The 13,579-nt window shown below is 66.4% G+C and carries 9 protein-coding genes; 5 read left to right on the forward strand and 4 right to left on the reverse strand.

Annotated features, from left to right (window positions below; all coding sequences use genetic code 11):
* Nucleotides 1–99: 99 nt before the first annotated feature.
* Nucleotides 100–2,835, reverse strand: a complete 2,736-nt coding sequence (locus AB0L82_RS33540; protein ID WP_364645607.1) for a BREX system ATP-binding domain-containing protein — start codon at nucleotides 2,833–2,835, stop codon at nucleotides 100–102.
* A 1,112-nt stretch (nucleotides 2,836–3,947) separates the two neighbouring features.
* Between AB0L82_RS33540 and AB0L82_RS33545 the strand changes: the two genes are divergently transcribed.
* From AB0L82_RS33545 to AB0L82_RS33555, 3 genes are read left to right on the forward strand one after another with little or no spacing between them, the layout of a single operon-like run.
* Nucleotides 3,948–4,589: a TetR/AcrR family transcriptional regulator gene (locus tag AB0L82_RS33545; protein WP_364645610.1), complete on the forward strand. Its 642-nt coding sequence runs from the start codon at nucleotides 3,948–3,950 to the stop codon at nucleotides 4,587–4,589.
* 4 nt (nucleotides 4,590–4,593) lie between these two features.
* Nucleotides 4,594–6,216: a GMC family oxidoreductase N-terminal domain-containing protein gene (locus tag AB0L82_RS33550; protein ID WP_364645613.1), complete on the forward strand. Its 1,623-nt coding sequence runs from the start codon at nucleotides 4,594–4,596 to the stop codon at nucleotides 6,214–6,216.
* On the forward strand, nucleotides 6,213–7,670 hold the full coding sequence (locus tag AB0L82_RS33555; protein WP_364645616.1) for an NAD(P)/FAD-dependent oxidoreductase: 1,458 nt from the start codon (nucleotides 6,213–6,215) through the stop codon (nucleotides 7,668–7,670). The genes AB0L82_RS33550 and AB0L82_RS33555 overlap by 4 nt, the downstream gene beginning before the upstream one ends.
* Before the next feature lie 33 nt (nucleotides 7,671–7,703).
* Here AB0L82_RS33555 and AB0L82_RS33560 read toward each other — a convergent pair whose 3' ends face one another.
* The 3 genes from AB0L82_RS33560 to AB0L82_RS33570 all read right to left on the reverse strand — a co-directional run bounded on the left by AB0L82_RS33560 (nucleotide 7,704) and on the right by AB0L82_RS33570 (nucleotide 10,934).
* Complete coding sequence (locus tag AB0L82_RS33560) at nucleotides 7,704–9,218, reverse strand: APC family permease (protein WP_364645619.1); 1,515 nt, start codon at nucleotides 9,216–9,218, stop codon at nucleotides 7,704–7,706.
* 169 nt (nucleotides 9,219–9,387) lie between these two features.
* Nucleotides 9,388–10,302, reverse strand: coding sequence for a LysR family transcriptional regulator (locus tag AB0L82_RS33565; RefSeq protein ID WP_364645622.1), 915 nt, complete (start codon nucleotides 10,300–10,302; stop codon nucleotides 9,388–9,390).
* Nucleotides 10,299–10,934: a TetR/AcrR family transcriptional regulator gene (locus AB0L82_RS33570; RefSeq protein ID WP_364645625.1), complete on the reverse strand. Its 636-nt coding sequence runs from the start codon at nucleotides 10,932–10,934 to the stop codon at nucleotides 10,299–10,301. The genes AB0L82_RS33565 and AB0L82_RS33570 overlap by 4 nt, the downstream gene beginning before the upstream one ends.
* A 146-nt stretch (nucleotides 10,935–11,080) precedes the next feature.
* Between AB0L82_RS33570 and AB0L82_RS33575 the strand changes: the two genes are divergently transcribed.
* Nucleotides 11,081–13,195, forward strand: coding sequence for an FAD-dependent oxidoreductase (locus AB0L82_RS33575; RefSeq protein ID WP_364645628.1), 2,115 nt, complete (start codon nucleotides 11,081–11,083; stop codon nucleotides 13,193–13,195).
* Between the two features lie 11 nt (nucleotides 13,196–13,206).
* Complete coding sequence (locus AB0L82_RS33580) at nucleotides 13,207–13,578, forward strand: cupin domain-containing protein (protein ID WP_364645631.1); 372 nt, start codon at nucleotides 13,207–13,209, stop codon at nucleotides 13,576–13,578.
* Nucleotide 13,579: the final 1 nt, after the last annotated feature.

The following is a 13,579-nucleotide window of genomic DNA, read 5'->3' on the forward strand; positions in this document are numbered from 1 at the left end:
CCTGACCGGTGATGCCGCCGACGTGACCCAGGGAGACACCCTGGTTCGAGGAGACCAGGGTGTACGCGGACCGGTGGACGACCCGGGTGGTTCGCGGCGTCATTGGTTGTGCGGCAGGGCACCTCGCAGTTGCCGCCGGGAAGTGACCGACAGCTTCGTGAAGATCTTGCGCAGATGCCACTCGACCGTGCGCGGGCTGAGGAACAGGCGCGCGCCCACCTCCGGATTGGACAGGCCCTCGCTGACCAGCAGCGCGATCTGCTGTTCCTGCGGTGTCAGCTCGTCGTCGGTCGCTTCGTCGGTACGCTTGCGCACCTTCTCACCGCTGGCGAGCAGTTCGCGACGGGCGCGCTCGGCGAACGCCTTCATGCCTATCGACACGAACATCTCGTACGCGGTGCGCAATTGCTCCCGGGCATCGACGCGTCTGGAGCGTCGTCGCAACCACTCGCCGTACAGCAGGTGGGCCCGCGCCAATTCCGGGCGCAACAGCGTCCGGCCCAACCGTTCGATCGCGGCGCGGTAGTGCTCGTCCGCATCGGAGTCGTCGGCCAGCAGCGCCTGACAACGGGCCGAAATCCCCAGTGCCCAATCTGTTTCGGCACCTGCGGCGGCTTCGACGAGTCGGTCGAGCGCCCCGCGTGCGACCTCGTTCTCGCCCGCCCGCACCGCTGCCTCGATGAGTTCGGGTAGCACCCACACCGACACGACCAACTGGGCGATCCGGGTGCTGGCCTGGGCCGCGGACAGGGCTTCCTCATAGCGGGCGAGCCCGTTGTAGAGGATCGCGGCCGCCCAGTGTGCGGTGGTGACGCCGGTCAATTGCCCGTCGGCGGCGGTCTGTTCGATGGTTGCGGTGATCAGCGCCGCGGCTTCGACCTCCGTGCCCTGCATCGCGGTCAGGATGACCGTGGTGTACGGCGCGAGCGGGATTCCCGTTGCGGCGGCGATGCTTTCGGATTCGGCGGCGATCCCGGCGGCGGTGGCGAAGTCCCCGACCAATGTGGTCGCGGCTCCCAGCGAGGCGAGGTAGATGGGCAGTTCGGTCAGGATCCCGGCGGTGCGCACCACCTCGGCCGCGCGGGCATAGGTCGCGATCATGACCTGTTCGTCCCAGACTGCCGGGCTCAGACCGCAGGCCGCCCAGCCCCACTTCAGGAGATCGGGGACGGGCAGGTCCACCAGGGCGGTCATCGCACGTCGCAACGCGGTGATCGCGGTGCCCCGACCGTCGGTCACGAGCAGTGCACAGCTCGCGAGCACCAGATCGATGGGACGCGGGTTACCCTGTGGCGGAGGCAGTTCCCGTATCGCCGCGGAAATCGCGCGCAGACTCTCGGCGTCGGCGGCACCCCACGCCGCTGCTCCCCAGGCGAGCAGATAGGTCTCGCGCGCGAGATCCATATCGAAGGGCTCGAGCTGGCGGGCCGCCGCCAGCAGTATCGGGGGCGCCTCGTCATTGAAGCCCGCCGCGTGGGCGATCCGGCCTCGTACCAATTGGGCTCGCGCGCTGAGTAATTCGCTCGGCTCATCGAGCTCGGCGATTTCGAGGAGTCGGCGCGCGGCGTCCAGGTCACCTGCCCGGACGCTGGCGTTCGCGGCGTCGACGGCACGCTCGGCGCGCCGAGCGGGGTCGGTGGTCAGTGCGACGGACCGCTGCAGGAAGGCCGCGGCGGCAGCGAGCCCGCCACGGGCTTGCGCACGGTCGGAGGATCGCGCGAGCGTCGCGGCGACGTTCTCGTCGGGTTCGGCGGTGGCGGACGCCAGATGCCAGGCGCGGCGGTCCGGGTCGACCCGCGGGTCGGTGACCTCGGCCAGCGCCAGATGTACGGCGCGACGATCCTCCTCCGCGGCGGCTCGGTATACGGCTGACCGGACGAGCGGGTGCCGGAAGGTCACGCGGACGTCGAACGACAGCAGTCCGTCGGTCTCGTCGTCCAGAGCGGCCGCTGGGGAGACGCCGAGCCGCTCGGCGGCACGCCACACGAGGGCGGGGTCTCCGACGGGTTCGGCGGCGGCGATCAACAGGAGCAGTCGGCTCTCCCCTGGCAGCTGTTCGATTCGTGTCAGGAAGCTCTGCTCGATGCGGTTGGGCAGCGTGTCGGTGTCCAGCAGGCCGAATCCGCCCGCCAGTTGGGTGACCGAGCGCTCGTGGGGGAGTTCCAGCAGGGCAAGCGGATTGCCCTTGGCCTCCGCCACGATTCGATCGCGAATGTGGTGATCGAGCCGGGTGGGGCTCGCCGAGTCGAGCAACGCCCGGGAGTCGGTCTCGCCCAGCCCGGTGACCTCGAGTTCCGGCAGTCCGAGCAGATCCTGCGCACGGTGCCGGGTGGCGAATACGAGTGCGACCGATTCCGCGAGCAGCCGCCGGGCCACGAAGCCGAGTACCTGTGCCGACGCTCGGTCCATCCACTGCGCGTCATCGATCACACACAGCACCGGGCCGCTATCCGAGACCTCCGACAGCAGACTCAGCACGGCCAGCCCGACCAGGAACGGTTCCGGTGGGTTGCCCGATCGCATCCCGAATACCGTCTCGAGCGCGTCGCGCTGTGGTGTGGGAAGGCCGGTCAGTCGATCCAGCAGCGGTACACACAACTGATGCAAAGTGGCGAACGCCAGCTCCAGTTCGGACTCCACGCCGGCCGCGGTCAACACTCGCAGGTCCGTCGCCGAGTTTCTCAGATACGCGAGCAGCGCAGTTTTTCCGACCCCCGGGTCACCATGCACGACGAGTACGCGACTTTCACCTGTGCGGACGCCTGCCAACAGGTGCTCGAGAACAGTGCACTCGGCTTCCCGCCCCACTAGTCCGACATGCTCCAGAAACGCCACCGTCGCCTGCTTTCACCGCGGTAAATCCGAGCTGGTAAATCCCAGCAATCACGGAGTAACTTACCCAGACTCATCATTGCGTGTGTGAATCCAGGTGAAGCCGAGGTGGTCCGGCTTGCGGTGCGATGTCGATATCGTTGCGGCGTATCGGATTACGGATGTTCCCGGATCGGCAAGCGAGCGCATGACCAGGTGAAGGCGATCGGTCTATCAGGCTTTGTCAGCGGGGCGGGGGATTCCTGCGACGATACGACGACGACGGAGCCGGCGGCGTCCGATAGCGGATCGGCGACCCACATCGGAGCCGTCACAACGGTCGCGATCGTCGTCACGGAAAGGGCAATGGCGTATCGGGGGTTTCTCAACATGGTGTAGGTCCATTCCGGATTCGGTCCGTCGGGTTCTCGGCCGCGGACTGCGGCAGCTACTTACGGCTCGGCCGGTGCGGCTGTGCAGCTCTCGCCAGCACACAGCGATGACCGTCAGGTATCCGGCCGCCACCGCGGCGATCGGCAGGAGTACGCCGATCGCCAGCAGGGGCATCAACGGCACGGTGTATCCCTTTGCATGAGATGTCGGGCGCCGACCGGCATCGGTTCGAGTGCGCCGGGCAGGGCGGTGCCGGGACATGTCCGTTTCGATCCCTCCGCGACCGCGTCGTCGCTCAGTACGATGGGGGTACGCGTCACGGCCTCGGCTCGTTCGACGGTGATGCTCGTAGTGCACATGAAACCAAGGACAGCGCCGCTCACCCGATTCGTGACGGGGGCGCGGAATCGGTTGTCCAGCTGTGTTTTCCGTCGGCGGCGAGCGTTCTCGGCTACCCCTGTCGCACACGGGCGCGCTGTTCGGTCGACAGGTCCCCCACGTCCACGCGACCCGGCCCTCTCGGCTAGGAGCTCGGCCGGCCTATCCGGTATCCCTCCCGGTGCGTGCCGCGCCGACCGTACCGGCCGGGGAGGCGAACGAGAGTCGTTGTGGCAAGGGACAGTCCCGGTCACCGAGATGGTTTTCAGCCCGTAATGCCTCAAGCTGCACCGCTCGAATGTCTCTGTCCCCCAATAAACTTCGGCCTATTGACATTTAGAGACCGATTGGTTGCAATCTGCGATGTGACCGAAACCCAGCATGTGCGCCGCACCCAGGCCGAGCGCACGGCATCCACGAAGGCGGCGTTGGTGGACGCGACGATCGACACGATCGCCGAGATCGGCTACTACCGTGCTTCCCTCGGCGAGATCTGTACCCGGGCAGGGGTATCCAAGGGCGGGCTGTTCCGCCATTTCGACTCGCGGCTCGCGCTGGTCGTCGAAGTCGCCGAAGAGGTCGGGCGCCGGCACCTCGCGGGCTTTCTCGCTCTCGGTGACGCGCCGGTCGAAGAGATGCTCGCGTTGACACGAAACCAGTCGCGAGCCCAGATCAACGCGGTCTGGTTCGAATTGCTGATCGCCGCGCGCACGGACGCCGAGTTGCGCGAGCAGCTCACTCCGGTGGCGGCCCGGCTCTACGCCGCCGTCGACGAGCTCGCGGTGGTGCCCTCGGTGGGCGCCGGAGTCGATCCCGCGGTGCTCCGGTTGATGGGCACCTCGCTGGTGCACATGTTCGACGGCGAGGCCGTCCTGCGCGAAGTCCTGCCGCGTCCCGAGCTCGAGGACGCTCGTTTACAGGCCGCGATCGGGCTGAGCAATGCCCTTGTCGCGCTTCGCCGTAACTACCCGTCCGTCGCCATCGAGCGATCCGACAAAGAGAGATAACCCCATGGCTCGAGACTTACCGCGTGACACATCCGCGGACTACATCGTGGTCGGCGGCGGCAGCGCCGGAGCGGCCGCCGCACGCCGGATCGCTGATGCCGGTGCCGAGGTCCTGCTGCTGGAAGCGGGTGGCCGCAACGACTCTCGGCTCGTCCGGGTGCCGGGCATGGTCGGGGCGATGCACGGGGTCGGCGCGCTGCAGCGCAGTGTCACCTGGCGACCGCGCACCAGCCCGCAACCGCATGCCGCCGACCGCCGGGTATCGCAGATGCACGGCCGCGGACTCGGTGGCGGCAGCGCCGTCAACGGGATGATCTGGTCCCGCGGGCACCACAGCAACTACGACGACTGGGCCGCGGCCGGATGCGTCGGCTGGAGTCACACCGATGTGCTGCCGATCTTCAAGCGCATGGAGGCGTTCGAAGACGGCGCGAACGACTACCGCGGCGGCTCGGGCCCGATCGGTGTCACCCGGGCGCGCGATCTCGCCGAGGTGACCGACGCCTTCCTCGACTCGCTCGCCACGACCGCGGGACTCGCCCGCAACCCCGACTACAACGCCGCCGAACAGGAGGGCGTCTCGGTCGCCCAATGGAACGCGGCCGGAGGGCGTCGGCAGAGCTCGGCAGAGGCGTACCTGCGTGATGCGCCGCCGAACCTGCGGGTGCGGACGGGTGCGCAGGTCACGCGGATCCTGATCGACAAAGGTGCGGCCGTCGGCGTCGAAATCGCCACCAAGCGAGGCACGGAACGTCTTGTCGCACACCAGGAAGTCATCGTGTCCGCCGGTTCGTTCCGGACCGCTCAACTGCTCATGCTCTCGGGAATCGGACCGGCAGCGCACCTGGCCGAACACGGCATCCCGGTACTCGGTGATCTGCCGGTGGGGCAGGGCTTGCAGGATCACGCCGTTGTCCCGGTGGTCTACAACGTGACCGAAGGTCCGATCCTGAGTCCGGCGAAGTTCGTCGCCGCGATGGCCAGGGAACGCCTTCGGGCGAACTCGACCTTCCTGGGCGGCTCATACATGGAGGGCATCGCCCACCTCAGGTCCGAGTTCGCGGACGCCATTCCCGATCTGCAGTTGTTCGCGACTCCGCTTGGTCGCCGCGGCGACGATGCCACGATTCCGGGGGTCCACCCCGATATCGACGGCGCGTGCTTCACGGTCTATCTGGTGCTGCTCTACCCGGAGAGCTCGGGCACGGTTCGGCTGGCCTCGCGCGATCCGCATGCCACGCCCGTGATCGACCCTCGCTACCTGAGCGCGTCCGCGGATCTCGATGTGCTGATGTCGGGGCTGGAGATCGTCCGCGAGGCGATGGCACACCCGGGGGCCGCGTCCTACGTCCGCGCCGAAGTCGCGCCCGGCCGCTCCGGCACCACGCCCGCGGCTGCCCGGGAGGACGCGCGCCGTCGGATCTCGAGCGTCTATCACCCGACCGGCACATGCCGGATGGGCGTGGATGAGCGAGCCGTGGTCGACCCCGTCTTGAAGGTGCGCGGCATCGAGCGGCTGCGCGTCGCCGACGCATCGGTGATGCCGTCCATTCCCGGTGGCAACACCAACGCGCCGTCGATGATGATCGGCGAGCGCGCCGCCCAATTGATCCTGGAGGACGCATGACCCCCCTGTTCGAGGTTGCCGTGATCGGCGCCGGCATCTCCGGTCTCGGCACCGCGATCACGCTGCGCGAGGCGGGGATCACCGACTTCGTGGTGCTGGAGAAGGCCGACAGCGTCGGTGGCGTGTGGCGGGACAACACCTATCCGGGGTGCGCGGTCGACATTCCGTCGATCGCCTACTCGTATTCCTTTGCGCCCCATGATAACTGGAGTCGAAAGTTCGCGCCGCAGCCGGAGATCCTGTCCTATCTGCGTGCGACCGCCGAGCGCTTCGGCGTCGGCGAGCATCTGCGTCTAGGCGTCGAGGTGTTCGAGGCGAGCTGGGATGAGCCGCAGCGGTGCTGGGTATTGGACACCAGCGACGGTGAGATCCGTGCCCGTTCGCTCGTCGCCGCCGCCGGACCGTGGCATGAGCCGAGCCTGCCCGATATAGACGGCCTCGACTCCTTCCCGGGGCCGGTGTTCCACACCTCGCGCTGGGATCATGAGGTCGATCTGACCGGACAGCGGGTGGCGATCGTCGGAACCGGAGCCTCCGCGATCCAGGTGGTGCCGAGCATTGCCGAACAGGTGGCCGAACTCCATGTGCTGCAACGGACTCCGCAGTGGGTGGTGCCCAAGATGGAGCCCGCGCCGTCCCGGATCACGCGACGCCTGGGTATGCATCGTCTGGGATGGGTGCACCAATTCAACCGTCGCCGTGAGGAATTGATTCTCGAACTCACCAATATCGCGTTCAATCATCGCTGGGGCCAGGCGGCCTTCAAATGGCTCGGACGCCAGAACATCCACGCGGCCATCGAGGACCCCGCATTGCGCGCCGCCCTCACACCCGAGTGGTCGGTCGGCTGTAAACGGCTGCTGATGTCGAGTGACTACTACCCGGCGCTCGCCCGCCCGAACGTCTCGGTCATCTCGACCGGCCTGACCGCCGTTCGCGGGAATACCCTTATCGGCGAAGACAATTCCAAAACCGAAGTCGATGTCGTGATCATGGCGACCGGATTCAAGATCCTCGACATGCCGATCGCGGGCAAGGTCCGGGGCAGTGACGGCCGCACTCTGTCCGAGCACTGGGACGGCAGCCCACAGGCGTACCTCGGAACCACGGTGCCGGGCTTCCCGAACCTCTACATCCTTTTCGGGCCGAACGTCTCGGCCGTCGCATCGGGGTTCCTGATCATCGAATCCCAACTGCAGCAAGTGATTCAGGCACTCACTCATCTGCGGCGCAGCGCCGCGACAGCGCTGGAAGTCCGGGCACATGTGATGCGGCAGTTCAACACCGACGTCCAAGCCGCGCTCCAGAGCACGGTCTACAACTCGGGCGGATGCCGCAGCTACTACTTCGACAAGAACGGCCGCAACGGCTTCTCCTGGCCCTGGTCCGCCCGTCGCCTCCGCCGCATGACCGCACGCTTCAACCCAGCGGACTACACCGTGACGCGAGCGTGAGCACGCCATGTCGATTCAGCGTGCTCGAACGAGTTACTCGGTGGAGGTGACCAGTGCCGGGTTGTTCTGTGCCGGAACGGTTTCGGTCTGACCCCGTACCGCGCCCGCGCGCCAGTAGCCGACCCCGCCGAGCGCCAGCAGGACCGCCAGCGTGCCGAGGGTGAATACCTCGAACTGGGTGCGGTTTACGCCCCAGACCGCCATGAAGTCGTAGTCGAGTCCGAACAGGCTGTCCAGAACGCCGGGGAAGATCGCCACGAGCGAGCCGAGCAGCACCCAGGCCAGGCAGATTATGCCCAGGGCGGCGAAACCACGATTGCTCACCGGCACCCGGAACGGCCGAGGCTGATCGGGGAATCGGGTGCGCAGGCGGATCGCCGCCGGGATCACCAGCAGATAGCTCAGCAGGAAGGTCGTGATCGAGATGCTCAGCACGACCGCGAAAACCGAAGCGCTGGAACCGGTTACCTGCATCGCCACGAGCATGAACACCGTCGCGACGACGCCGGAAAGGAGATTCACGCGCAGCGGCGTGCCGAGTCGGCGATGGAAGACGCCGAAGAACCCGCCGAAGAACGCGCCGTCCGCAGCCGCGACGGCCTGAACGCGGTCACTGATGATCATCCACGCCGAGCCCTGACTCATCAGGATCACGATGAACAGCACGGCCGCGACGGTCGCGAGTGGTTCGGCGGCCGGACCATAGACCGAGAACACGGTGCCGATGGCTTCGAGGAGTCCGCCGATACCGGTGATCTGGTCCTTCGGGACGACGACCAGGATCGCGAAGATCGGGATCAGGTAGCACGCGGCGGCGGTCAGGCAGGAACGCAGCAGCGAGATGGGGACGTCGCGGGCCGGATTGTCCATCTCCGCCGCTGCGGCGCTGGAGGATTCGAAGCCGAGGTAGGCGAACAGCAGGATCGGAGTGACTCCGAGCAGGCCGGTCATCGTGGGGCTGAAGTCGTCGAAGGAGAGTCCGGCGACGCCGTGCTGGATCGCGTACGCGACGGTGGTGGCGACGAAGAACAGCAGCAAGCCCAGTTTCAGGATCGCGCCGATGGTCGGAATCCATTTGCCCCGGCGCAGGCTGACGACCGCCGCGAGCACGGTCAGCCAGATGAAGCCGAGTTTGAACAGGTAATCGCCGACCGATCCGGCGGGCAGGGATCCGACGTGCTCATCCCAGGTGGCGGCGGCGAGAAACGAGATCGATCCGCCGACCCATACCGGTTGGGTGACCCAGGTGAGCAGCGCGGCGATGGCCCCGGCGCCGCGACCGAAAGCCGTGCGGACCCAGGTGTACGCGCCGCCTTCCTCGGTGAACGTCGAGCCGACTTCGGCGAAGATCAGGCCGTAGGGGAGCAGGAAGGTCACCGCGAGTACCAGGGCCCAGGTGAAGGTTTGTGCGCCGAAGGTGGAGACCTGACCGAGGGTTTCCAGGCCGACGACAGCGGCGATGATGAGGAAGACGATGTCGAAGCGGCGCAGGGCTTTGACCAGGTGCGCTGATTGTTCGGTCGCCAGGGCTGTCGGGGTGTCAGTCATGTCTGTCTCGATTCGGTGTGCCGAGAATTCTTTGAGATTCATCTCGATGAATGATGTTCAGCAAACAACGCCATCGTGTTCAGAACATGTGAACGGCCAATTTCGAGTCGTATGGTTTTTTGATGCAGATCATCGAAAATGGTGAGCCCCGGCGGACTCGCCATGCCACTCACGTGGCGAAGGTCGCCCGAATCCGGGTGGCGACCGCGCGCACTCGGGCGGTGCTCTGCACGCCTTTGAGGCTCGCGAGCACGACCGATAGCGGCTCGACCTCGTCGGCTATCGGGACGGTGACCACGCGCCCGCCGTCATAGGTGACATCCGAGGCGGGCAGCTGATTGAGGATCGAGAAGCCGTGACCGCGCGCCACCAGCCCACGCACGGCTTCGTAGCTGCCGGTCCGATACCGGACGGTCGGCGTGATGCCCGCGGCGGTGAACATCGCGAGGAAATAGTCGCGACTCACCGGCAGGTCGAGCAGGACCATCGGGTCATCGGCCAGGTCCCGCAGCGCAATCGCCGCCGCGCCCGCCAGTCGATGGTCCGGGGGCAGCACCACGTGCGGGGCGTACGTGGCCAACACCTCGCAGTCGAGATCGTCGGCGATGCCCAGGTCGTAGCACAGCGCCAATTCGCTGCTGCCATCACGCAACGCCGCCCGCACGGTGTCGGGCCGCACCTCGACGACATCAATCTCCAGCTCCGGATGTGCTTGCCCCACATCGGAAATGAGTCGGGGTAGCAGGAACGGAGTCAGCGTGATGAAGGACGCCAACCGCACCCGACCTCGGACCGCGTCCTCATGACCGCGCGCAGCGTCCAGGACATCGCCCAGATGCGCGAGCACGCCGCGGGTATCGCGCAGCATCTGCTCACCCGCGGCGGTGAGCACCAACCCGCGCGAGCGCTGGCGGATGAACAGGGGAGTGCCGATCTGGTTCTCCAACTGCGAGATCGACGACGAAATCGCCGATTGCGCCACCATCAACCGTTCGGCCGCGCGAGTCATGCTCAGGAACGTGGCCGCCTCGACGAAATACCGCAACTGCGTGAGGGTCACATCGGGTCGTCGCTGCGAGTTCATGACACCGCCGTGCTCTCGGCCGCCTCGAACTCATCTAGGTGACACCCGAGCATCGCCTCCAGGTACCGCAGCACACTGTTCCGTGCACCGATCGCGCTGATCCGGCGGTTGCGCGCGACGATATGCAACCCGAACGCATCCTCCAATCCGACTGCCGTCTGGGCGATTTCGTCCGCGGAGGCGGTGAAGGTGAACGCACCGTGACTGCGGCCGATCTCCAGCGCGGTGGTGTACAGCGACACCTCGAGATCGAACAGCGTGGTCATCAGCACCGAATGCCGGGGATTGCGACTGGCGTGCACATGTAGCTCGTACAGCACGACGCACAGCGGGTCGTCGGCGGAATCGGGGATGCCGAGTTGCACTGTTCTGCACAGCCTCTCGACCGGATCGGAGCATTCGCGCACGGCGTCGAGCCTGCGTCGATAGAACCGATCCACCGCCGCTTCGTGAACTTCGAGCAGCAGATCCTCCATCGAGGGGTAGTAGTAGCTGACCAGCCCCGCCGACAGTCCCGCCTCCTGCGCGACATCCTTGATGCGCAGCCCGGTCAACCCCCGCTGGGCGATCGCGGCTGTCGCGGCGGCCACCATCTCGTGCCGCCTGTTCTCCTGCTTCTTCGGACGCGCCATGTTCATCATTATTTATGAACTGCATCAGAAAACAAGTTCTGAGTTGACCTTTCTTGAAGTGGACAGATGGTCCGGGCTGGGCAATTATTTGAGATCAATCGCAAAGAACGGTTCGATCTGATCCCCACTCCAGTCAGGAGCCTGCCGTGCGTGATCCCCGGTACGACATCCTCTTCGAACCGGTCCGAATCGGACCGGTGACCGCCCGCAATCGCTTCTTCCAAGTCCCGCACTGCAACGGCATGGGCTACCGCGACCCCTCCGGCGAGGCATACATGCGGCAGGTCAAAGCCAAAGGCGGCTGGGCGGTGGTGTGCACAGAACAGGTCGAGATCCACCCCACCTCCGATATCGGCCCGTTCATCGAACTGCGGCTCTGGGACGACCAAGACCTGCCCGCCCTCACCCGGATCTCGGAGAAGATCCACGAGGGCGGCGCGCTGGCCGGTATCGAGCTCGCCCACAACGGACTCAACAGCCCCAACCTGATCAGTCGCGAAACCCCGCTCGGACCGCAGAACCTGCCGGTGGTCTCCTGGAACTACGACCCGGTGCAGGCCCGCGAGATGACCCGATCCGATATCGCCGACCTGAGGCATTGGCATCGCGAAGCGGTGCGCCGGTCCCTGCGCGCGGAGTACGACATCGTCTACGTCTACGCCGGGCACGCGATCGGCGGACTGCATCACTTCCTGTCCCCGCGCTACAACAACCGCACCGACAAATACGGCGGCAGTCTGGTGAACCGGGTCCGGCTGCTGCGCGAAATCCTCGAGGACACCCGCGAGATCTGCGAGGGCCGCGCCGCAGTCGCCTGCCGCATCTCGGTGGACGAGTTGCTCGGCGACGCGGGCATCACCCGGGCGGAGATGGAAGACGTCATCGGAATGCTCGGCGAGCTCCCGGACCTGTGGGATTTCGTCCTGGGCAGCTGGGAGGACGATTCGGTCACCTCCCGCTTCGGGCCCGAGGGCGAGCAGGAACCCTATGTGCGCGGGCTCAAGCAACTCACCACCAAACCCGTTGTGGGCGTCGGCCGTTTCACCTCGCCGGACATGATGGTGCATCAGGTCAAGAGCGGCGTGCTCGATCTCATCGGCGCGGCACGGCCCTCGATCGCCGATCCCTTCCTGCCCCGCAAGATCGAGACCGGCGATCTCGAGGACATTCGCGAGTGCATCGGCTGCAATATCTGCGTCTCCGGTGACTTCACGATGTCGCCGATCCGCTGCACCCAAAACCCCACCATGGGTGAGGAATTCCGGCGCGGGTGGCATCCCGAGCGGATCAAACCCCGCTCATCCGAGTCGACGGTGCTGGTCGTCGGCGCGGGCCCGGCGGGGCTCGAGGCCGCGCGTGCGCTCGGTCAGCGCGGCTACACGGTCAGCCTGGCTGAGGCGACGCGCGAACTCGGCGGACGAGTGCGCACCGAATCGAGTCTGCCGGGTCTGTCCGCGTGGATCCGCGTGGTCGACTACCGCGAACAGCAACTGCGTCGACTCGACAATGTCGAGGTCTTCCGGCAGAGCCCGATGACCGCGGATGACATCCTCGACAACGACTTTCAGCAGGTGGTCATCGCCACCGGTTCGCACTGGCGGCGCGATGGTGTCGCACGCTGGCACACCCACCCGATCCCGATCGATGCCGAAGCCGAAATCCTCACGCCCGACGACATTTTCGCCGGACTGCGCCCGCGCGGTCGCAAGGTCGTGCTCTTCGACGACGACCACTACTACCTCGGCGGCGTGATCGCCGAACTGCTCGCCACCGAGAAGTTCGACGTCACCCTGGTCACCCCCGCCGCCCATGTCTCGCAGTGGACCACCAACACCATGGAAGTGCATCGCATCCGCAAGCGGGTGATGAACGCAGGTGTCGAGGTTCAGGTCAACCGGGCCGTCACCTCGGTCGCCGCCGATGGTGTGACGACGACCTGTGCGTTTACCGGCCATGAGGTCACCGTGCCCGCCGACAGCGTCGTCTTCGTCACCGCCCGGCTGCCGCATGACGGCCTGTACCACGAGCTGCACCGGCGCAAGGACGAATGGGAGGCGGCCGACCTGCGTTCGGTGCGTGGCATCGGCGACGCCTGGGCTCCCGGGACCATCGCCGCCGCCGTGTGGTCGGGCCACCGCTACGCCGAGGAACTCGACGAGCCCGCCAATACCGATCCGGTGCCCTTCCGGCGCGAAGTCACCGGCCTGTCAACCGAATCCGTGCTACTGCCCTTCCCTTCACTTGTCGCACACCAACTTTGAGGAGACCACCGATGCCTTCCGCCACTCCCATTCCCACCGGCCCCGAACTCGCCGCCACCATGACCCCCAGCGCCTATGTCACCGCCGAGACTCTGCGCGCCGGAGATCCGCAGGAACACGAAAGCGCTCACCTCGCCAGTGCCGACCAGCGATTCAGTGTCGGCTCCTGGCGCGCACAGCCCTACACCGAATACATCGAGTCCTATCCCGGCGACGAGTTCACCCACGTGCTGGAAGGGTCGCTGACGCTGACCTCCGAGGACGGTGTGGCTCGCACCTTCGGTCCCGGCGACTCATTCACCCTCGAACGCGGCTGGCGAGGGGAGTACCGGGTCGACGCGCCGCTGCTCAAGCAGTTCGCCATCTACATCCCCGGGGAGTGAC

This window comes from Nocardia sp. NPDC052001, from assembly GCF_040680615.1.
Lineage (GTDB): Bacteria > Actinomycetota > Actinomycetes > Mycobacteriales > Mycobacteriaceae > Nocardia.

Bases quoted from the DNA above. Each gene is read 5' to 3' on its own strand.
- AB0L82_RS33565 (WP_364645622.1), bottom strand. From the start codon at position 10,302: ATGAACTCGCAGCGACGACCCGATGTGACCCTCACGCAGTTGCGGTAT.
- AB0L82_RS33550 (WP_364645613.1), top strand. From the start codon at position 4,594: ATGGCTCGAGACTTACCGCGTGACACATCCGCGGACTACATCGTGGTC.
- AB0L82_RS33580 (WP_364645631.1), top strand. From the start codon at position 13,207: ATGCCTTCCGCCACTCCCATTCCCACCGGCCCCGAACTCGCCGCCACC.
- AB0L82_RS33555 (WP_364645616.1), top strand. From the start codon at position 6,213: ATGACCCCCCTGTTCGAGGTTGCCGTGATCGGCGCCGGCATCTCCGGT.
- AB0L82_RS33560 (WP_364645619.1), bottom strand. From the start codon at position 9,218: ATGACTGACACCCCGACAGCCCTGGCGACCGAACAATCAGCGCACCTG.
- AB0L82_RS33570 (WP_364645625.1), bottom strand. From the start codon at position 10,934: ATGGCGCGTCCGAAGAAGCAGGAGAACAGGCGGCACGAGATGGTGGCC.